Below are 19139 nucleotides of genomic sequence, written 5' to 3' on the forward strand. Positions count from 1 at the left end.
CATGGGCGACGTCGACCTGGCGCGCATCGAGGCCGCCGTGCGCGAGATCCTGCTCGCGGTCGGGGAGAACCCCGACCGCGACGGGCTCGTGGACACGCCGGCTCGGGTGGCCCGCTCCTACGCCGAGGTCTTCGCCGGGCTGCGCCAGTCGCCCGAGGAGCTGCTCGCGACGACCTTCGACATCGACCACGACGAGCTGGTCATCGTCCGGGACATCGAGCTGTACTCGACGTGCGAGCACCACCTCGTGCCCTTCCACGGGCTCGCCCACGTCGGCTATGTCCCGGGGCACGGCGGTCAGGTGACCGGGCTGTCCAAGCTGGCGCGCCTCGTCGACATCTTCGCCAAGCGGCCGCAGGTGCAGGAGCGGCTCACGAGCCAGGTCGCCGACGCCCTCGTCACGCACCTCGACGTCGCCGGGGTCATCGTCGTCATCGAGGCCGAGCACCTGTGCATGTCGATGCGCGGGGTCCGCAAGCCCGGCGCCAAGACGATCACCTCCGCCGTTCGGGGACAGCTGCGCGACCCGACGACCCGCGCGGAGGCCATGGCCCTGCTCACCGGGGCCGCTCGGTGACCCACGTCGTCCTCGAGCAGCTCGCGGCCGGGGCGCAGCGGCCCGGGCCGGTCGTCATGGGGATCGTCAACGTCACGCCCGACAGCTTCAGCGACGGCGGACGGTGGATCGAGACCGACGCGGCGATCGCCCACGGGCGCGAGCTGGTCGCCGCCGGCGCGCAGATCGTCGACGTCGGCGGGGAGTCCACCCGCCCCGGCGCCGAGCGGCCCTCCGAGGCGGAGGAGCTGCGGCGCGTCGTCCCCGTGGTCGCCGCGCTGGCGGACGCCGGAGTCGTCGTCTCCGTCGACACCATGCGCGCCTCCGTGGCCGCCGCCTCCCTCGAGGCGGGCGGAGCGATCATCAACGACGTGAGCGGCGGGCTGGCCGACCCGACGATGCCCGACCTCGTCGCGGCGAGCGGGGCTCCCTTCGTCGTCATGCACTGGCGGGGCCACGCCCACGACATGCAGACGCGGGCGCAGTACGACGACGTCGTCGGGGAGGTGTGCACCGAGCTCGTCGCGCGCGTCGACACCCTGCTGGCGGCCGGGGCGACCCGGGAGCAGCTCGTCCTCGACCCCGGCATCGGCTTCGCCAAGACCGCCGAGCACAACTGGCAGCTGCTCGCGGGCCTCGAGCGGGTCGTCGACCTCGGCCACCCCGTGCTGCTCGGCACCTCCCGCAAGGGCTTCCTCGGCTCCGTCGGGCGCGCGGCGGGCGATGCGCGCACCCTCGACGCCCGGGACATCGTCACCGCCGCCACGAGCGCCCGCGCCGCCCGCGCCGGCGTCTGGTGCGTGCGCGTCCACGACGTCACGGCCACCGTCGACGCCATCGACGTCGTGACCGCCCTGGGCGAGCTCGCGTGAGCGACCGGATCAGCCTGCTCGGCGTGCGCGCCCGCGGGTTCCACGGCGTGCTCGCCGACGAGAAGCGCGACGGGCAGGAGTTCGTCGTCGACGTCGTGCTCCACGTCGACCTCGCCCCCGCCGGCCGCACCGACGACCTCGCGCTGACGATCAACTACGCCGAGGTCGGCGCCGACGTCGTCGCCCGCATCGAGGGACCCTCGCTCGACCTCATCGAGAGCCTCGCCGAGCAGGTCGCCGGCGACGCCCTCGCCCGGCCGGGCGTCCGCTCCGTGGAGGTCACCGTGCACAAGCCGTCGGCGCCGGTCGGCGTGCCCTTCGGCGACGTCGCGGTGAGCGTGACCCGCACCCGCGCGGTGCCCGTGGTCATCGCCCTCGGCGCCAACCTCGGGGACGCGGCGGCCACGCTGCAGGCCGCGATCGACGACCTCGGCGACGCCGTGCGCACGGTGCGTCGGGCCCCCTTCGTCACGACGGACCCGGTCGGCGGACCCGACCAGCCGCGCTACACCAACACCGTGCTCGTCGGCACGACGGCGCTCGACCCCCGCACCCTGCTCGAGCGGCTGCACGCGGTCGAGGCCCGCCACGGTCGCGTGCGCGAGGTCCGCTGGGGGGCGCGCACGCTCGACCTCGACCTGGTCCAGTACGGCGACCCGGCACGCGGCGACGACGTCGTCAGCGACGACCCGACGCTCACGCTGCCGCACCCGCGGGCCCACGAGCGCGGCTTCGTGCTGCAGCCGTGGAGCCGGGTGGACCCGGACGCGGTGCTGCGGGTGGGGGAGCGGGTCGTGCCCGTCACCGAGCTGCTCGCCGGGATCGACACCGGCGACATCCGGGAGACCGGGTGCTGAGCCGTGGCCTGCGCCTCCCGACCGTCCTCGCCGTGGTCGTCGGCACCGGGGTGCTCAGCTGGTCCGTCGGCCGGTGGTGGCTCGCCGGCGGCAACGCACCGCTGCGGGTCGGCTGGCTCGCGGGGGTGCTCCTGCTCGGCATGGCCGTGGTGGTCGTCGCGGCCGGGGCGCGCATGTGGCGGATGCGTCACGGACGCACCCACGTCGCGCCCGTGGTCGCCGCGCGGATCCTCGGCCTGGCGCAGGCCAGCTCCCTGACGGGTGCCGTGATGGCCGGCCTCGACCTCGGTCAGGCCCTCGTGCTGCTGCCGGACCGCGACTTCGCCGGACGGGGCGAGCTCGCCCTGTGGTGGGCCCTCGGCGGCGCGGGAGCGCTCGCCCTCGTGGCAGCGGGGCTGCTCGTGCAGTCCTGGTGCCGCATCGGCGGCGACGAGGACGAGCCGCCCGACGGTCGGGAGCGACCGGGCGTCAGCTGACGACCTGCTCGGCCCAGACGACCCAGTTGCCCTCGTAGTGGCCGCCGTTCAGCGGCGTCTCGGGGTCGCAGGTGATCAGGCGCAGCACCGGCTCGGGGTTGTCCCAGTCCCAGATGGAGTCGTCCCGGGGCACGGCCTCCTTGGTCATGGCCTCGGAGCGGGTGATCGAGAACTTCACCGTGCGGCCGTCGCCGTACGTCACCGTGACGATGTCCCCGACCTTGACGCGCGGCAGGTTCCAGAAGACATCGGGCTCGTTGCCGTGGTTGATGTGGCCGGCGAGGATGCTCGCTCCCCGGTGGCCCGGCTTCGGCCAGCCCGGCTCGGCGTACCAGCCGGCGGTGCCGAAGGGGGGAGCCAGCACCTTCTGCGCATCGAGGCGGGTCGCCACGAGGCTGGCGTCGACGATCGAGGTGCCGCCCGAGCGGACCTGCACCCGAGTGGGCTCGCCCGCCGGGGCCGGCGCGGCGGCCGGGGCGGTGCCCTCGCTGCGTCGGGCAGCCGAGGGGCTGGGGTCGGGGGTCGAGGACTGCTTGGGGCGGGTCGTGCGTGAGGAGCTCGGCGTGCTGGAGCTCGGCGTGCTCGAGCTCGGCATGATCTCGCTCGGCGGCACGTAGGTCCCCGTCGGCAGCGAGACCCCGGCCTCGTCGTCGCGCTGCGTCCACCAGGCGCCGCCGGCGACGCCCCCGCCGATGACGAGCGCGACCGCGGCGGCCAGGAGCCACGTGCCGCGCTGGTAGCGCTTCTTCTCCCCGCGCTCTCGTCGCGTCGGTGGCGTCGTCACACGATCCTCCTGCGTGGTGGCGGTGTCCCTGAGGGGTGGAACGCCGAGGGGCGCCTGCGAGTTCCCTCGGCGGGCAGTCGGACGGGCCGCCGGGCGGGATGGGTCCCGGCCCGACGGCCCGTCGGTCACCGACCGTGATCGGCGTCGTGCCTCAGTGCTGGGCCTTCAGGCGGCGGCGCGCCAGGACGACCGTGCCGGCGCCTGCCCCGGCGAGGAGGGCCCCGCCGAGCAGGACGGCGGCGGTGCTGTCGCTGGTCGGGGCCTCGGCGCGGGTGAAGCCGTCGGTCTGGACGACGCCCGGGGTCTCGGGGCCACCGGCCGGGGTCTCACCGTCGTCCGTGGTCGAGGAGTCCGGGTTGGTCCAGGGGGCGTAGTACTCGACGTTGCAGCCGCCGGCGACGGACTCGTCGCGACCCTCGGAGTCGACGCAGTCCTGCGAGACGAGGCGGACGTAGTCCGTGCCCTCGGCGAAGGCGAAGTCGCGGGTGTTGCTGCCCCGCGTGACCTCCCACGTGATCGTGCGCAGGACCTGCTTGTCGCCGTCGAGCAGGAGGACCTGGACGGTGCCGGCCTGCTCGGCGGTGCCCGCGACGGTGAAGCGCTTGCCGTCCTCGGTGATGGGCAGGGTGCTGGGCTCGGAGAACCAGTCGTTGGTCTCGGCCGTCGGCTCGGAGGTGCTCGAGGTCGTGGTGCTGGAGGTCGAGCTCGTCGTGCTGGAGGTCGTGCTCGGCGGGGTGGTCGGCTCGTCGGAGACGCTGATGCTGTCGATGACCCGGACGCCGGAGACATAGGTGCAGGTGGAGTCGATCGCCTCGCCCACCTGCACCTGGTCGGCGTCGTAGCCGCGGAAGGTGGCGCTGAAGGTGGTCGGTGCGCTGACCGTGTAGGTGCCTGCCTGGTCGGCGACGACCTCGCCGCCGGTGCCGGTGATCGGCAGGTCCGGGGTGGAGTCCTGGACCCACGAGGTGCCGGTCCAGATGTGCGTGCGGGTGATCGACAGGTCGGTCGTCACGGGCGCCTGGTCGCTGCCGTTGGAGACGGTCGCCTCGATGTCGTCGACGTCGCCCTCGACGTAGTGCCAGCCGAGTGCGCCGGCCATGGCGTTGGAGACGCCGTCGTTGAGGGTCAGCGTGCCGGAGGGGGTCAGCGTGACGGTGTCGCCGACGGTCGCGGTGTCGGTGTCGGTGGCGCTGAGCGAGATGTCGAAGCTCTGCGGGCCGATCGGCGTCGTGCAGCTGTAGACCAGGTCCGTGTCGGCGTGGGCCGGGACGGCAGCGGCGAGGCCGATCATCCCCAGACCCGTGACGAGAGCGGCCCCTGCGGACAGACGTGTGGTGCGGCGCTTGGCCATGTGTGGTTCCCCTGTGAGTCGTGTCGCGCCCCCCGAGACGACGGCGCCTTCGCCCGCAACTTACCGGCCGCTGGGAGCCCTCACAACCTTTTGTCAGGTTTCCTTACCCGCGGGTCACCTGCCGGCCGGTCACTTGTCGACGTCCCCGACCACGAAGAACATCGAGCCGAGCACCGAGACCATGTCGGCGACCAGGCAGCCGGGCAGCAGCTCCCGGAGCACCTGCACGTTGTTGAAGGACGCGGAGCGCAGCTTCAGCCGCCACGGCGTCTTCTCGCCGCGGGAGACCAGGTGGTAGCCGTTGAGCCCCAACGGATTCTCCGTGGCGGTGTACCGCTCGCCCTCCGGGACCTTGAGCACCTTGGGCAGGCGCTGGTTGATCGGGCCCCGGGGCAGGGCCCGCAGCCGCTCGACGCACGCGTCGGCCAGGTCGAGGCTGACGTGGGTCTGCTCGAGCAGCACCTCGAGGCGCGCGAGCGAGTCGCCGGCGGTGCGGGTGACGACCCGGCCGGGACCCCCTTCGCCGAAGAGCTCTCCGTACGCGAGGTACGGCGCATCTCGACGCAGGTCCAGGTCGACGCCGCTGGCCCGGGCGATCGGCCCGGACACGCCATACGCCTCGGCGAGCGAAGGGGGGAGGACCCCGACGCCCCGCGTCCGGCCCTCGAGGATCTCGTTGCCGGAGATCAGGCTCTCCAGCTGCGGCATGCGGGCGCGCACGGCGGCGACCGCGGCGCTGACCCGGTCGAGCCAGCCGGCGGGCAGGTCCTCCTTGAGGCCGCCGACGCGGTTGAACATGAAGTGCATGCGGCCGCCGGAGATCTCCTCCATGACGGCCTGGATCTCCTCGCGCTCACGGAAGCTGTAGAAGATCGGCGTGATCGCGCCCAGCTCGAGCGGGTAGGAGCCGAGGAACATCAGGTGGTTGAGCACCCGGTTGAGCTCCGCCAGGAGCGTGCGCGCCCACGTCGCTCGCTCGGGGACCTCCATGCCGAGCATGGCCTCGACGCCGAGGACCACGCCGAGCTCGTTGCCGAAGGCCGAGAGCCAGTCGTGCCGGTTGGCGAGCACGGTGATCTGCCGGTAGTCGCGCACCTCGAAGAGCTTTTCGGCGCCCCGGTGCATGTAGCCGACGACCGGGTCCGCGGAGACGATGCGCTCGCCGTCGAGGACGACACGCAGCCGCAGGACGCCGTGGGTCGCGGGGTGCTGGGGGCCGATGTTGAGCACCATGTCCGCGCTCGCGAGCGACCCGTCGCCGACCCCCACGTCGAGGGTCCGGGTCCCCGGGGTGCTCGTCATGCCCGCCAGTATGCGCCAGCGAAGGGGAGTCCCGCCGCTTTGGCACGATGGCCGGGTGAGGCGACCCCGGGGATCGAGGGCCGTGCGCGCCGGGCTGGTGGCCCTCGTGCTCGGCGCCACGAGCCTGTCCGGGTGCACCGACGACGGCGACGAGCCCCGTCCGCACCTCACCGGCACCGCGAGCGTCGGTGACCGCAGCGTGCTCGACCCCTGGTACGAGGCGGCCCGCGGGTCCGATGGCGCCGCGGCCAACCTGGTCGTGCTCGGGGACTCGGTGAGCGAGGGGTACGGGCTCGAGGGTCGGCTCGAGCGCCGGTGGGGCGATCGGGTCCAGTCGCGGCTGCGCCAGCGGGCCGGCGCGCCGGACTGCCCGAGGACACCAGGCGGCTGGCACGGCACGACGTCGCTCGTCCCCGCGGACTACCGCGCGCCGAGCCTGCCGGACCCGCAGGTGCAGGGCCCGACCCGGCCCGCCGGCGACGTGGGTCCCGGCGGCCGTGCGCTCATCCTCGAGCCGGGCGCGGAGATCACCTGGCGGGTGGACGCGCACACCTTCGACGTCGGCTACCGCACGACCGCGGGCGGTGGACCCCTGCAGGTGAGCGTCGACGGCCGGGTACCCCTCAACGGCGTGGCCGTCTCGACCGACTCCGCCGCGGGGGCTGGGGGCTCGGGTCAGGGGGAGCGCCGCGTGTGGTCCTCGCCCGACCTCGCCCCGGGCACGCACACGGTCACCGTCCGCAACGCGATGCCCGCCGGCAGCGACCTCACCGCGACGGTCACGGACCTCACCCCCTTCCGCGGGGACCGCGGCCGGTGCGTCCACGTGCTCGACGCGTCGCGCTCCGGGGTCTCGGTGCGCACGATCACCCAGAGCCCCGGGTACGTGGCCGACGCGCTCTCGCTCGACCCCGACCTGCTGCTCGTGCCGCTCGGGTTCAACGACCGGCGGGCGGAGATCGCACCGGAGGACTTCGGGCGCAGCCTCGACGAGCTGCTCGGGCAGGTGCGCGATGAGGGGTACGACGGGCCGGTGCTGCTCGTCGGCTGGTTCAACCCCGGGATCGGCAGCGTCGGGCCGTCGTGGCCGGACTACCTGGCCCAGATGCGGGCCCGCACCCGGCACGCGGGCGTGAGCTACGTCGACCTGTCCGTCGTCCTGCCCCGGGCCGACCCCGCGACGGGCGCCTACATCGACGCGCTGCACCCCTCCGACGTCGGCCACCAGCTGATCGCCGACGCGCTCATCGAGGTGCTGGTGCCGCGGTCGGTGGGGACGTCGGACGAGCCACCCGGGTGAACGCCCACAGGAAGTCGCCGGGTCCCGCCCCCGTGAGCGCCGCGGCCCGGGAGGCGCGGGCGAGGGCGGCGAGATAGCCGGCGGGGTCGGTGCGCGCCAGCTCGAGCGGCGGTCGCGTGCCGTCGACCCCGAGCCCGCGCAGCACCTCGCGCTGGGTCCGGACCTCGTCGGCGCCGAGCGAGTCCATCGCGACGTGCGCGGTGAGGTCGCAGGACCCGTCGGGCACGGGGGCGCAGAGCGCGCCGTCCGCGTAGCCGAGGAGGCTGCCGGCCGGCGGTCGCTGCCCGCGCAGGTGCCCGTAGTCGACGGCGACGACGAGGCCCGTGCGCACCTGCGCCACGAGCGCGGCATGGGCCTCGTCGCGGGTGCGCCCGACCTCGACGCGGGTGCCGGGCGGGTGCGGACCGGGCCACCACCGCTCGACCCAGTCCGCGTCGGCCGGAGGGAGCGGCCCACCAGTGCTCTCGAGACCCCCGGCATCGACGTGCAGGACCCGCAGCTCACCGCGCTCGTCCGCGCGCGCCACCGGGCACGGGACGACGTCGAGCCACTCGTGCGCGAGGACGAGGGCGTCGCCTGGGCCGCCGAGGTCGGGCAGGTCGGCGCCGCCGGGGGAGACGACCCAGCCGACGCGGCCGGGCAGGTCGGCAGGGCGCGGGACGACGTCGACACCGACGAGGGTGGTCGTCGGGTCGGCCTGTGCCGCAAGGGCGCCCAGCAGCTCACCCCGGCCGCAGCCGATGTCGACGATCGTCGTGAGCGACTCGCGTCGCGCCAGCTCGAGCAGCGCCGCGGCGAGGACATCGGCCGCCGGTCCCTGCGCCGACGTGCCGAAGTGCCCCACCGGGCCCTCGGGGCGACGGTAGAAGCCCCCTTCGGCGTACAGGGCGTGCGCCCACGCCTGCTCCCACGTCCGGTCCATGGGTCAACCCTAGGGACGTGCGAAGGGGGCGACCCGCGCCCGGGTAGCGTCGGGCCGGTGAGCAGTCCCGACCACCCCCGTGCACCCTCCCGCCCGACCCTGCGGATCGGGGTCGTCGGCGCAGGCCGGGTCGGCGCGGTCCTCGGCGCCGCGCTGCGCGCCGCCGGCCACGAGGTCGTCGCGGTCTCCGCGGTCTCGGAGGAGTCCGTCGAGCGCGCCGAGATGCTGCTCCCAGGCGTCCCCGTCGCCCCCGTGCCCGAGGTCGTCGAGGCCGCCCAGCTGGTGCTGCTCGCCGTGCCCGACGACGCCCTGGCCGATCTCGTCGCCGGGCTGCACGCGACCGGCACGTGGCGACCGGGCCAGCTCGTGGCCCACACCTCCGGCCGGCACGGTCTGGCCCCCTTCGCCCCTGTGGCCGCGGACCTGCTGCCGATGGCCATCCACCCGGCCATGACCTTCACCGGGACCAGCCTGGACCTGGCGCGGCTGTCCGAGTGCTGCTTCGGGATCACGACGCCGCAGGCGCTGCGCCCGGTCGCCGAGGCGCTCGTCGTGGAGATGGGCGGCGAGCCCGTGTGGGTCGCCGAGGAGGCCCGAGGGCGGTACCACGCGGCCCTCGCCCACGGCAGCAACCACATGGTCACCCTCGTCGCCCAGGCGATGGAGGTCCTGCGCTCGGCCGGCATCGAGCCCGCCGACCGGGTGCTGCGCCCGCTCCTGCAGGCGAGCCTGGACAACGCGCTCTCCTCGGGTGACGCCGCGCTCACCGGTCCGGTCGCCCGCGGCGATGCCGGTACGGTGGCCGCGCACCTGGACGAGCTCGCCGGACTCGCGGAGGACATCCGACCGGCGTACCTCGCGCAGGCGCGCGCCACCGCCCTGCGGGCCGAGCGCGCCGGCCGCCTGCGACCGGACGCCGCCCGCGCCGTCCTGACCGTCCTCGACGAGGAGACCCGATGACCACCGCCCCCGTCGTCACCCGCAGCCGCGACGAGCTGGCCGCCGCCCGCGCGGACCTCACCGACGGTGACGTCGCCGTCGTCATGACGATGGGTGCCCTCCACGAGGGCCACGCCCGGCTCATCCGCACCGCCCGCGAGCGCGCCCGCCACGTGCTCGTCACGATCTTCCTCAACCCCTTGCAGTTCGGACCCAAGGAGGACCTGTCGCGCTACCCGCGGACCTTCGACGACGACCTCGTGATCTGCACCCGCGAGGGCGTCGACGTCGTCTTCGCGCCGACGCCCGACGTCATCTACCCCGACGGCGACCCGGGCGTGCGCATCTCCGCCGGACCGCTCGGTGACGTCCTCGAGGGGCAGTCGCGCCCGGGCCACTTCGACGGGATGCTCACCGTCGTCGCCAAGCTCATGCACCTGACCGCCGGCGACCTCTTCTACTACGGGCAGAAGGACGCGCAGCAGCTGCTCCTCATCCGTCGCATGGTGCGCGACATCGACTTCCCCGCGCAGGTCGTGGCCGTCCCGACCGTCCGCGAGGAGGACGGGCTCGCGATGAGCAGCCGCAACACCTACCTCTCGCCGAGCGACCGGGAGACCGCGCTGACGCTCTCCCGCGCCCTGTGGGCCGGTGCCGCCCGCGCCGCCGAGGGGCCGTCCGCAATCCGGCGGGCCGCCCGCGAGGTGCTCATCGAGGAGCCGCTCGCCCTCGTCGACTACCTCGTGCTCGTCCACCCGACGACGCTCGAGGACGTGCCCGAGTGGTACAAGGGCGAGGCCCTGCTCGCCGTCGCGGCGCGCGTCGGCACGACCCGGCTCATCGACAACACCCCGGTGCTCGTCGGGCCGGGGGGCGGCGCCCAGCAGGTCTTCTCGGACTGACCGCGAGCGGCGTCACATCGGGGCGGGGCCAGCGGTCTGAGAGACTGTCCGGCGGTCATCCGCATCGGACGAAGGACATCCTCGTGCAGCGCTTCATGCTCCACAGCAAGATCCACCGGGCCACCGTCACCCAGGCCGACCTGCACTACGTCGGGTCGTTGACGATCGACATGGACCTCATGGACGCCGCGGGCATGCTCCCCGGCCAGCAGGTCGACGTCGTCGACATCGACAACGGCAACCGCCTGACCACCTACGCCATCGAGGGCGAGCGGGGCAGCGGCATCGTCTGCATCAACGGCGCGGCCGCGCGGCTCGTCTCGCCCGGCGACCTCGTCATCATCATCGCCTACGCCGCGATGGACGACGACGAGGCGCGGACCTTCGAGCCCAATGTCGTCTTCGTCGACGGGGACAACCGGATCGTCGAGCAGTACCACGACGCGGGCGACGTGCCCGACGGCTTCGGCCTGAAGACCTCGGCGGTCACCCACCGAGAGCACCCGGGCGGTGGCTCCGTCGGTGCGTGACCCCGCGCCGGTCGTCCTGCCGAGGTTCCTGACCTCCCCGGCGCCCGGGTGGGCCGCCGAGGCAGACGTCCTCGTCGTCGGCTCGGGCATCGCCGGGCTCACCTGCGCCCTGCGGCTGCGCGAGCACGTCGACCGCGTGCTCCTCGTGACCAAGACGCGGCTGTCCGAGGGGTCGACCCAGTGGGCGCAGGGCGGGATCGCCGCCGCCCTGGCCCCCGAGGACTCAGCCCAGGAGCACCTCGACGACACCCTCGTCGCGGGCGTCGGCCTCTGCGACGAGACGGCGGTCGAGGTCCTCGTCACCGAGGGTCCCGCCCGGGTGCGTGAGCTCATCGGCCTCGGTGCGCGCTTCGACCGCGGGGCCGACGGCGAGATCACCCTCACTCGCGAAGGGGGCCACCACCGCGACCGCATCGCCCACGCCGGCGGCGACGCCACCGGCGCCGAGATCTCGCGGGCGCTCATCGCGCAGCTCGAGGCGGTGCGCGCCGACCCCGGCATCGAGGTCATCGAGCACGCGCTGGTCGTCGACCTGCTCACCGACGAGGAGGGAACCGTCGGCGGGGCCACCGTGCACGTCATCGGGGAGGGTGAGGTCGACGGGGTGGGCGCCGCCCGTGCCCGGGCCGTGGTGCTCGCGACCGGCGGCCTCGGCCAGATCTACTCCGCGACGACCAACCCTCCCGTCGCCACCGGCGACGGCATGGCCGCTGCCCTGCGCGCCGGTGCCGCGCTCGCGGACCTCGAGTTCGTGCAGTTCCACCCGACCGTCATGCACCTGGGCGAGGGGGCGACCGGGCAGCAGCCGCTGGTCTCCGAGGCGGTGCGCGGCGAGGGCGCCGTGCTCGTCGACGAGCAGGGCAAGGCCTTCATGACCGGGCTGCACCCGATGGCCGACCTCGCGCCGCGCGACGTGGTGGCCCGGGCGATCCTCGAGCGCATGGAGGCCACGGGCACCGACCACGTGTACCTCGACGCGCGGCACCTCGGCGCCGGGTTCCTCGAGCAGCGCTTCCCGACGATCGTCGCCCGCTGCCGAGAGCTCGGCATCGACCCCGCGACCCAGCCGATCCCCGTCGCGCCGGCCCAGCACTACGCCTCCGGCGGCATCCGCACGGACCTGCGCGGCCGGACCAACCTGCCCGGCCTCTATGCGTGCGGCGAGGCCTCGTGCACCGGGGTGCACGGAGCCAACCGGCTGGCGAGCAACTCGCTGCTCGAGGGCCTCGTCTTCGCCCACCGCATCGCCGAGGACCTCACCGCGCGCCTCGGCGCCGGCGAGCTCCCGCTCGTCACGACGACGGGTGCGGGCAGCACCGGGATCCTCGACAGCCGCCACCGCCGCGAGCTGCAGCAGGTGATGACGAGGGGCGTCGGGCCGCTGCGCTCCGAGGACTCGACCCGGGCGGCGCTGGCCGAGCTGGCCGAGCTCGCCGGTCGGCCGAGCGAGGAGGCCGAGCCCGGCCCGCGCTCGTGGGAGACGACCAACCTGCTCCATCTCGGGCAGGCGCTCGCGACCGCGGCCCACCTGCGGGAGGAGACCCGCGGCGGGCACGTGCGGCGCGACCACCCGCACCACGACGACGCGCAGTGGGCGGCCCACCTCGTGCACGTCGTCGACCCCGGAGACCCCGACCGCGAGCTCACGACGATCAAGCTCGACGTCGCGCTGGCGTGGCCGCAGGACGAGGACGACCTCGTCGACGACGGGTCGGACGAGGGCGAGCAGTAGGCGTCAGCGCAGGCGGGGCACGGAGCGCGCCCCGTCGAGCGCGTCACCGCCCGCGTCCTGCGCGGCGGCCGCCTCCCGGGCGACCCGCTCCGCGAGGACGTCGAAGGGGGCGACCTCCTCACCGTCCGCCGCGGCGGCCGAGCGGGTGCGCGCCAACCACGAGGCGGTGGTGACGCCGTCCTGGGTGGAGCCGAGGAGCTCGGTCACCCGCTCCCAGCCCGCGGCCGCCGCGTCGGCGGGTCCGCCCCACGCGGGGACGAGGGCCTCGTGGGCGTAGCGGGCGGCCTTGGCGCGCTTGCGGGTTTCGTGGACGAGCCGCTGCTGGTCGTCCGCGTCGGTGGCCGCCGCGGCCTCGGCAGCCGTCTGCTCGGCCCGTCGCACCGCCTGCCCCGCCAGGCGGGGGAGGACCGCGCGGGCACGGCGCCGGGCACGGCCACGCCAGGGCGGAGTGACGGCGAGGTCGGCAAGCTGCTCGGCCAGCCGGTCGAGGCGCTCGGAGCCGAGGGCCTCGTCGAGCTGCTCGGTCGCACTCTCGTGGGCCTCGTCCAGGGTGCTCTCGATGCGGGCCCGGACCGCCTCCGGTCGTGGTCCGGGCAGGGCCGTGGTCATGGCGCGAAGGTGCTGGCGCACCACGTCGATGTCGCGGACCTCGCCGAGCACGCCGGCGTACCAGCGCATCTCCTCGCGCAGGGGGTCGGTGACCTCCCGGTCGAGCAGCCGTCGGTAGACCCGCAGGGTGCTGCGGAGGCGTCGGAGCGCGACGCGGGTCTTGTGCACGGCGTCGGGGTCGTGGGTGCGCACCCCGCCCTCCCGCGCCTGGACGACGCCGACCTGCACGCGCAGGTAGTCGAGCAGGACCTCGGCGGCGGAGGAGGCGGGGGAGCGGGGCGGTGGCGGGTCGGGCAGCGGGCCGAGGGCCCGGGCGACCTTGGAGGCCCGGGTCGAACGGCTGATGCCGGTGCGGGCGTCGCCGACGAGCGCGGCGACCGCGCGCTCGAGCACTGCCGCGTCGGCGCCGGGGGCCAGCTCGACCTCCAGCTCTCGCCAGCCCTCGCCCGCCGGTGCGGTGAGCACGACGTCGTCGCAGAGCACGGCGACGACCCGACCGGAGTCGTCGAGCAGGTCGGTCTCGGCGCGGCGGGTGAGCAGGGTCGCGACCGGGAGCAGCGGTGCGGCCCCGACGACCTCGGTGACGAGCTCGCGCAGCTCGGGCGGCACCCGGGCGGCGGTGCGGCCGAGGGGCGCATGCCGCTCGGTGCGTGCGCCGTCCTCGCGGGGCAGCTTGAGGTGCCAGCCGGCGTCGTCGCCGCCGGTGCGCCGGCGCAGGGTGGTCCGCGCCCGCTGCAGGGCCAGCCCGGGGGTGTCGAGGTAGGTCGCGGCCAGGTCGTGGACCCGTCGCTCGCCGGTCGTCGCCACACCGGCGAGATCGGGCAGCACCGCGTCGAGCTCCGCCTCGAGCTTCACCTCGCGCTCGACGTGCTCCGCCGGGTCGGGTCGGGGTCCGGTCACTGCGCCCACCTCCTCGTGGTGGTCCCATTGTCCCCCCCGTCCCCGCGCGGGCGCTCACGTTAGCCTCGCTCCGTGACCGCCGACCAGCAGCCCGACCGAGAGCTCGCCTTCCCCGACGAGGCCGCCCGCCGGCTCGTCGCCTCCGCCCTGGACGAGGACCTCGGGCCGCAGGCGCTCGACGTGACGAGCACCGCGACGATCCCCGCCGACCAGGTGGGTGCGGGTCAGGTGGTCGCCCGCGAGGCGGGTGTGCTCGCCGGGGGCCCGGTCATCGCCCTCGTCCTCGACGAGGTGGCCACGAGGACCGGGGGGACCTCCCCTTCGCTCGACGTGCGGATCGCCGACGGGAGCGCCCTGGCCCGCGGGGACGTCGTCGCGGAGCTGCGCGGCTCGTTGCGTCAGGTCCTCATGGCCGAGCGGACGCTGCTCAACATCATGTCGCGGCTCACCGGGGTGGCGACCCACACGCGGCGCTGGACCGACGCGCTCGAGGGCACCGGGTGCACGGTCCTCGACACCCGCAAGACGACGCCGGGCCTGCGCGCGCTGGAGAAGTACGCGGTCCGATGCGGCGGCGGCACCAACAAGCGCATGGGCCTCTACGACGTCGCGATGGTCAAGGACAACCACGTGCACGCCGCCGGGGGAGTGGCCGCCGCCTACGCCGCGATCCGCGCGCGCTACCCCGAGGTGACGATCGAGGTCGAGGTCGAGAGCACCGAGCAGGCGCTCGAGGCGCTCGAGGCAGGGTCTCGGTTCCTCATGTGCGACAACATGCCCGTCGACCTGCTCCGGGCGACCGTCGACGCCGCCCGCGCGTGGGCCGACGAGCGCGGCGAGCGCGTCGAGATCGAGGCGACCGGAGGTCTGACGCTCGAGGTCGCGGCCGCGTACGGGGCCACCGGCATCGACTGGATGAGCGTGGGTGCCCTCACCCACTCCTCGCCGATCGTCGACCTCGCGCTCGACCTGCTCTGATGCTCACGGTGCGCGGCCTGGGCAAGGCCTACGGCGGGCGGACCGTCCTCGACACGCTCGAGCTCGAGGTCGCCGCCGGCGAGGTCGTCGCCCTCGTCGGGCCCAACGGCGTCGGCAAGTCCACCGCCCTGCGGTGCGTGGTGGGCGCGGAGACACCGGACGAGGGGGAGGTCCTCCTCGGCGAGCACCGTCTCGACACCCGCCAGCCGCAGACCCGGCGCGCGCTGTGCGCGGTGCTCGGGGACCTCGGCGTCCTGCCGGACCTCACGGTCGCCGAGCACCTGGACCTGCTGGCACGAGGGCACGGCGTGGACGCCCCCGAGGCCGTGGTCGCCGGCGCGCTCGACGAGGCGCGGATCGAGCACGTCGCCGACCAGCTGCCGGGGACCCTGTCGTCGGGCCAGGCGCAGCGCTTCGCGCTCGCGACGGCGATGGTGCGGCCCTGGGCGCTGCTGCTCGCCGACGAGCCGGAGCAGCGGCTCGACGACGCAGGACGGGCCTGGCTCGGTGACTGGCTCGCCGGCCATGCCGCCGCAGGGCGTGCGGTGCTCGTGGCCTGCCACGACCCGGAGGTGGTGCGGCGCAGCGGTGCCCGCGTCGTGGCCCTCGAGGGCGATGTCTGAGGTGAGCGGCGGCGCCGGCGACCGTGCGGGTGACCGGGTGCTCGCCCGGGAGGTGCTGCGCACGCGTCGCCGCGCCTCCCGCGCACCGAGCCCGCTGCAGGTCGTCCAGGACTGGTACGTCGGGCTCTTCATCGCCGCGACGCTGCTGACGATGCTCTTCGCGGCGACCGGGCCGGCCATCCTGCGCCCCGACTGCGACACCGCCGTGTGCCTCGGCCCGGGTGGCCACGACCTCGTGGCCGTCGGGGCCGCCGCGCTGGCAGTGCTCGCCGCCTGGGCAGGGCTGCGCGCGGTCGGACCGGTCTCCGCCGACCCCGGGCAGGCGACGTGGCTGCTGTCGACACCCGCGGACCGGGGGCTGCTGCTGCGCGGCACCGTGCTGCGGGTGCTCCTCGTCGCGGCGGTGGCGGGGGCCTCGTGGGGCGTGCTCGTCGGGTTCGCGCTCGCGGGCGGGTCCGGGTCGGCTGCGCCGCCGGTCGTCCCGGTCCTCGGGTGCGCCGCCGTCGGGCTGCTCGTGTGCCTGGTGCTCGGGCCGCTCGCCCTGCGCCGCCAGGGCGGGTCCTGGCGGCCCGGCCCGGCCTCGCGGTCCGTCCCCGACGTCGAGCTCGCGAGGGCCGGGCAGGTCGTGCAGGCGGTCACCGCGGCGACGCTGATGCTCGACGGCGCCGCCCTCGAGGTCCTGGCGGCCCGTCGTCGGCTCGCCCGGCGGGGCACCCGTCCGAGCCGCCCCGGGGCCGGCGGGGCGCTGTCCGGCGTCCTCGTCCACGAGCTGCACGCGCTCTCCCGCCGCTCGCGCCAGCTGGTCACCGCACTGCTCGGCTGCGTGGGGGCCCTGGTCGCCGGCCTCCTCCTCGGTCGGCTCGCCGGTGCCGTCCTCGCCGCGCTGGCAGTCTTCGCCGTCGCGCGCACGGCGGCCGGTGGGCTCTCGACGTGGCTCACCACGCCCGGGTTGCGTCGCGCCCTGCCCGCGCACCCTGCCGCGGTGACCGCGGTCCTGGCGGGACCCCCCTTCGTCGCGGCGCTCATGGGGTCCCTCGTCGCCGTGGGCGCGCTCGGCCTGCCGTGGTGGGCCCCGCCCGCGATCGCGCTCGCGGCGCTCGCCGGGGCGATGCGGGCGTGCGACCCGCCGCCCGGGCTCGGGGTCGCCCTGTCCACCCCCGGCGGGGCGCTGCACGTCGGGCTCGTCCAGCGGCTCGTCCTCGGGACCGACCTGGCGCTCGCGGGGACCGCGCTCGTGCTCATCGGCGACGCGACCGACGCCGGCCCGATCACGCTCGCGGTCTGCGCGGCACTCCTCGCGTGGCAGGTGCTGCGCCCTCGCGACTGACGTGGATTCGGGGCGGGGCAGGGGGCGCGGATATCGTGGTCTCCCGTGAGTGACGCCCCCATCGAGACCCCTGCCGACGACGAGCTGCCGGAGCAGATGCGCATCCGGCGCGACAAGCGCGACCGGCTCCTCGCCGACGGCCGGCAGGCGTACCCGGTGGGCATCGGCCGGACCCACTCCCTCGCCGAGGTCACCGAGGGCTGGGCGTACCTTGAGACCGGCGAGGAGACCCAGGACGTCGTGACCGTCGCCGGCCGGGTGATGTTCGTGCGCAACACCGGCAAGCTCGCCTTCGCCGCGCTCCAGGAGGGCGTCGGCACGCGGCTGCAGGTCATGCTCTCCCTGGCCGAGGTCGGCGAGGACGCGCTCGCGGCGTGGAAGGCCGACGTCGACCTCGGCGACCACGTCGCCGTCACCGGCCGGGTCATCCGCTCCCGTCGCGGCGAGCTGTCGGTCATGGCCACCTCGTGGGTCATGGCCTCCAAGGCACTGCGGCCGCTGCCGGTCCTGCACAAGGAGCTGTCCGAGGAGTCGCGGGTGCGTCAGCGCTACGCCGACCTCGTCGTGCGCCAGGAGGCCCGTGACATGGTGCGGCTGCGCGCGGGCATCGTGCGCGCCATCCGCGAGACCCTGCACGCGCGCTCGTTCATCGAGATCGAGACGCCGGTGCTGCAGACCGTGCACGGCGGCGCCGCGGCCCGTCCTTTCAACACTCACATGAATGCCTTCGGTCAGGACATGTCCTTGCGGATCGCGCTCGAGCTGCCGCTCAAGAAGGCGGTCGTCGGTGGCATCGACCGCGTGTACGAAATGGGTCGTCTCTTCCGCAACGAAGGCGTCGACTCGACGCATTCTCCGGAATTCACCTCGCTCGAGGCCTATGAGGCCTGGGGGGACCAGTTCACGATGGCCGAGCTGATCAAGGACCTGCATTTGGCCGCCGCCGATGTGGCCGGGACGCGCGTGGTGCAGACGCCTCGTGGAGAGGTCGACCTCGACGGCGAGTGGCGCTGGCTGCCCTTCTACGAGGCCCTGAGCGAGGCCGTGGGCGAGAGCATCGACGTCAGGACTCCCGCGGAGCGGCTGCGCGAGATCGCGGCGGCGAAGGGGGTCGACCTCGACCCGTCGTGGGAGGACGCCGGCAAGATCGCCATGGAGCTGGTCGCCGAGCTCGTCGAGCCGACGTGCGTGCAGCCGACCTTCATCTGCGACTACCCCGCGATCGCCCAGCCTCTGGCGCGCCCGCACCGCGACGAGCCCGGTCTCATCGAGGCCTGGGACCTCTTCATCGGCGGCGTCGAGCGGGGTACGGCCTTCTCCGAGCTCATCGACCCGGTGATCCAGCGCCGCGTCCTCGAGGACCAGTCGCGGCGGGCCGCGGCGGGCGACGAGGAGGCCATGCAGCTCGACGAGGACTTCCTGCGCGCCCTGGAGTTCGGCGCCCCGCCGATGGGCGGTCTTGGTCTGGGGATCGACCGGCTCATCATGCTCTTCACGGGTGCCGGGATCCGGGAGACCATTCTCTTCCCGCACACCAAGCCCGAGGCCTGATCATGGAATTCATCAACGAGTACTGGCCCTATGCCGCGGCCCTGCTGCCGACCGTCGGGGTCGCATTCCTCTTTTACTGGATCATCCGATACATGCTCGAGGCCGATCGCAGCGAGCGCAAGGCCTTGGCGAAGTGGAATGCGGAGCAGCGCAAGGATGCGCACGAGAAGAAGGACATTTCCGGGGATTCTCCGCAGGGCGGCGAATAGCCTAAGGTGGTGAATGACAGACATTCATTCACCACCTTTACGGAGACTTCCATGGCTCAGCGTGTCCAGATCCTGCTGGAGGACGATCTCGACGGTGGCGAGGCCACCGAGACGGTCACCTTCGCCCTCGACGGCGTGACCTACGAGATCGACCTCAGCGACAAGAATGCCGCCACGTTGCGTGACGCCCTCGCGGGCTACATCGGCGCCGGCCGTCGCGTCTCGGGTCGCCGCAGCAGCGGCGCCCCCTCCGGCTCGCGCAGCAACAGCGGCGAGCTCACCAAGATCCGCGAGTGGGCCCGCGCCAACGGCCACGACGTGTCCGACCGCGGCCGGATCAGCCAGAAGGTCCGCGACGCCTACGCCAAGGCCAACGGCTGAGCGGGTCACCCACGGTCGTGGGGGGGGGGGGGGGGGGG

General features: G+C 74.5%; 20 protein-coding genes. 15 read left to right on the plus strand and 5 right to left on the minus strand.

What is annotated here, in order from left to right; all coding sequences use genetic code 11:
• The first annotated feature begins 1 nt into the window (after position 1).
• The 4 genes from folE to ABC138_RS02405 are packed head-to-tail and all read left to right on the plus strand — an operon-like array spanning position 2 to position 2761.
• On the plus strand, positions 2 to 577 hold the full coding sequence (folE, locus tag ABC138_RS02390) for a GTP cyclohydrolase I FolE (RefSeq protein ID WP_068426209.1): 576 nt from the start codon (positions 2 to 4) through the stop codon (positions 575 to 577).
• Positions 574 to 1428 (plus strand): dihydropteroate synthase, encoded by an 855-nt coding sequence (gene folP / locus ABC138_RS02395; RefSeq protein ID WP_345912646.1) that lies wholly within the window; start codon positions 574 to 576, stop codon positions 1426 to 1428. Before folE ends, folP begins: the two co-directional genes overlap by 4 nt.
• Complete coding sequence (gene folK, locus ABC138_RS02400; protein WP_345912647.1) at positions 1425 to 2285, plus strand: 2-amino-4-hydroxy-6-hydroxymethyldihydropteridine diphosphokinase; 861 nt, start codon at positions 1425 to 1427, stop codon at positions 2283 to 2285. Before folP ends, folK begins: the two co-directional genes overlap by 4 nt.
• The gene (locus ABC138_RS02405) at positions 2279 to 2761 is read left to right on the plus strand and encodes a DUF3180 domain-containing protein (protein ID WP_338537574.1); all 483 of its coding nucleotides are present in this window, start codon (positions 2279 to 2281) and stop codon (positions 2759 to 2761) included. Before folK ends, ABC138_RS02405 begins: the two co-directional genes overlap by 7 nt.
• Here ABC138_RS02405 and ABC138_RS02410 read toward each other — a convergent pair.
• The 3 genes from ABC138_RS02410 to ABC138_RS02420 all read right to left on the minus strand — a co-directional run bounded on the left by ABC138_RS02410 (position 2754) and on the right by ABC138_RS02420 (position 6198).
• The gene (locus ABC138_RS02410; RefSeq protein WP_345912648.1) at positions 2754 to 3545 is read right to left on the minus strand and encodes a class F sortase; all 792 of its coding nucleotides are present in this window, start codon (positions 3543 to 3545) and stop codon (positions 2754 to 2756) included. The genes ABC138_RS02405 and ABC138_RS02410 overlap by 8 nt on opposite strands.
• A gap of 151 nt (positions 3546 to 3696) precedes the next feature.
• Positions 3697 to 4896, minus strand: coding sequence for a hypothetical protein (locus tag ABC138_RS02415; protein WP_345912649.1), 1200 nt, complete (start codon positions 4894 to 4896; stop codon positions 3697 to 3699).
• A 129-nt stretch (positions 4897 to 5025) separates the two neighbouring features.
• A complete protein-coding gene (locus ABC138_RS02420; RefSeq protein WP_345912650.1) occupies positions 5026 to 6198 on the minus strand; it encodes an NADH-quinone oxidoreductase subunit D in 1173 nt (390 codons plus the stop codon).
• A gap of 55 nt (positions 6199 to 6253) precedes the next feature.
• Here ABC138_RS02420 and ABC138_RS02425 point away from each other — a divergent pair, with 55 nt between their 5' ends.
• Positions 6254 to 7498 (plus strand): GDSL-type esterase/lipase family protein, encoded by a 1245-nt coding sequence (locus ABC138_RS02425; RefSeq protein ID WP_345912651.1) that lies wholly within the window; start codon positions 6254 to 6256, stop codon positions 7496 to 7498.
• Here the strand turns inward: ABC138_RS02425 and ABC138_RS02430 are convergent.
• Complete coding sequence (locus ABC138_RS02430; RefSeq protein WP_345912652.1) at positions 7443 to 8420, minus strand: SAM-dependent methyltransferase; 978 nt, start codon at positions 8418 to 8420, stop codon at positions 7443 to 7445. The two genes, ABC138_RS02425 and ABC138_RS02430, sit on opposite strands and share 56 nt — an antisense overlap.
• 57 nt (positions 8421 to 8477) lie before the next feature.
• Between ABC138_RS02430 and ABC138_RS02435 the strand changes: the two genes are divergently transcribed.
• The 4 genes from ABC138_RS02435 to ABC138_RS02450 all read left to right on the plus strand — a co-directional run bounded on the left by ABC138_RS02435 (position 8478) and on the right by ABC138_RS02450 (position 12523).
• Positions 8478 to 9380 (plus strand): DUF2520 domain-containing protein, encoded by a 903-nt coding sequence (locus tag ABC138_RS02435; protein WP_345912653.1) that lies wholly within the window; start codon positions 8478 to 8480, stop codon positions 9378 to 9380.
• On the plus strand, positions 9377 to 10261 hold the full coding sequence (gene panC / locus ABC138_RS02440; RefSeq protein WP_345912654.1) for a pantoate--beta-alanine ligase: 885 nt from the start codon (positions 9377 to 9379) through the stop codon (positions 10259 to 10261). Before ABC138_RS02435 ends, panC begins: the two co-directional genes overlap by 4 nt.
• An 83-nt stretch (positions 10262 to 10344) precedes the next feature.
• On the plus strand, positions 10345 to 10791 hold the full coding sequence (panD, locus tag ABC138_RS02445) for an aspartate 1-decarboxylase (RefSeq protein ID WP_068321262.1): 447 nt from the start codon (positions 10345 to 10347) through the stop codon (positions 10789 to 10791).
• Entirely contained in the window at positions 10784 to 12523 is a 1740-nt protein-coding gene (locus tag ABC138_RS02450) for an L-aspartate oxidase (protein WP_345912655.1), read from the plus strand. Before panD ends, ABC138_RS02450 begins: the two co-directional genes overlap by 8 nt.
• Before the next feature lie 3 nt (positions 12524 to 12526).
• Here ABC138_RS02450 and ABC138_RS02455 read toward each other — a convergent pair whose 3' ends face one another.
• Positions 12527 to 14032, minus strand: coding sequence for a CYTH and CHAD domain-containing protein (locus tag ABC138_RS02455; RefSeq protein ID WP_345912656.1), 1506 nt, complete (start codon positions 14030 to 14032; stop codon positions 12527 to 12529).
• A 72-nt stretch (positions 14033 to 14104) separates the two neighbouring features.
• Between ABC138_RS02455 and nadC the strand changes: the two genes are divergently transcribed.
• From nadC to ABC138_RS02485, 6 genes are all read left to right on the plus strand, one after another.
• Complete coding sequence (gene nadC / locus ABC138_RS02460; protein WP_345912657.1) at positions 14105 to 15010, plus strand: carboxylating nicotinate-nucleotide diphosphorylase; 906 nt, start codon at positions 14105 to 14107, stop codon at positions 15008 to 15010.
• Entirely contained in the window at positions 15010 to 15633 is a 624-nt protein-coding gene (locus ABC138_RS02465) for an ABC transporter ATP-binding protein (RefSeq protein ID WP_345912658.1), read from the plus strand. Before nadC ends, ABC138_RS02465 begins: the two co-directional genes overlap by 1 nt.
• On the plus strand, positions 15626 to 16960 hold the full coding sequence (locus tag ABC138_RS02470; RefSeq protein ID WP_345912659.1) for a DUF6297 family protein: 1335 nt from the start codon (positions 15626 to 15628) through the stop codon (positions 16958 to 16960). Before ABC138_RS02465 ends, ABC138_RS02470 begins: the two co-directional genes overlap by 8 nt.
• A gap of 96 nt (positions 16961 to 17056) precedes the next feature.
• Positions 17057 to 18511, plus strand: coding sequence for a lysine--tRNA ligase (lysS, locus tag ABC138_RS02475; RefSeq protein ID WP_345912660.1), 1455 nt, complete (start codon positions 17057 to 17059; stop codon positions 18509 to 18511).
• Between the two features lie 2 nt (positions 18512 to 18513).
• Positions 18514 to 18720 carry a hypothetical protein gene (locus ABC138_RS02480; RefSeq protein ID WP_068321279.1) on the plus strand — a complete coding sequence of 69 codons (207 nt, stop codon included), beginning with the start codon at positions 18514 to 18516 and terminating at the stop codon, positions 18718 to 18720.
• 51 nt (positions 18721 to 18771) lie between these two features.
• Positions 18772 to 19101: an Lsr2 family protein gene (locus ABC138_RS02485; protein ID WP_068321282.1), complete on the plus strand. Its 330-nt coding sequence runs from the start codon at positions 18772 to 18774 to the stop codon at positions 19099 to 19101.
• Positions 19102 to 19139 lie beyond the last annotated feature (38 nt).

Origin of the sequence: Janibacter sp. LM, from assembly GCF_039631275.1 — a bacterium.
Classification (GTDB): Bacteria; Actinomycetota; Actinomycetes; order Actinomycetales; family Dermatophilaceae; genus Janibacter; species Janibacter terrae.

Bases quoted from the DNA above. Each gene is read 5' to 3' on its own strand.
- ABC138_RS02430 (WP_345912652.1), bottom strand. From the start codon at position 8,420: ATGGACCGGACGTGGGAGCAGGCGTGGGCGCACGCCCTGTACGCCGAA.
- panC (WP_345912654.1), top strand. From the start codon at position 9,377: ATGACCACCGCCCCCGTCGTCACCCGCAGCCGCGACGAGCTGGCCGCC.
- ABC138_RS02420 (WP_345912650.1), bottom strand. From the start codon at position 6,198: ATGACGAGCACCCCGGGGACCCGGACCCTCGACGTGGGGGTCGGCGAC.
- ABC138_RS02485 (WP_068321282.1), top strand. From the start codon at position 18,772: ATGGCTCAGCGTGTCCAGATCCTGCTGGAGGACGATCTCGACGGTGGC.
- folE (WP_068426209.1), top strand. From the start codon at position 2: ATGGGCGACGTCGACCTGGCGCGCATCGAGGCCGCCGTGCGCGAGATC.
- lysS (WP_345912660.1), top strand. From the start codon at position 17,057: ATGCGCATCCGGCGCGACAAGCGCGACCGGCTCCTCGCCGACGGCCGG.
- ABC138_RS02465 (WP_345912658.1), top strand. From the start codon at position 15,010: ATGCTCACGGTGCGCGGCCTGGGCAAGGCCTACGGCGGGCGGACCGTC.
- ABC138_RS02415 (WP_345912649.1), bottom strand. From the start codon at position 4,896: ATGGCCAAGCGCCGCACCACACGTCTGTCCGCAGGGGCCGCTCTCGTC.
- ABC138_RS02470 (WP_345912659.1), top strand. From the start codon at position 15,626: ATGTCTGAGGTGAGCGGCGGCGCCGGCGACCGTGCGGGTGACCGGGTG.
- ABC138_RS02480 (WP_068321279.1), top strand. From the start codon at position 18,514: ATGGAATTCATCAACGAGTACTGGCCCTATGCCGCGGCCCTGCTGCCG.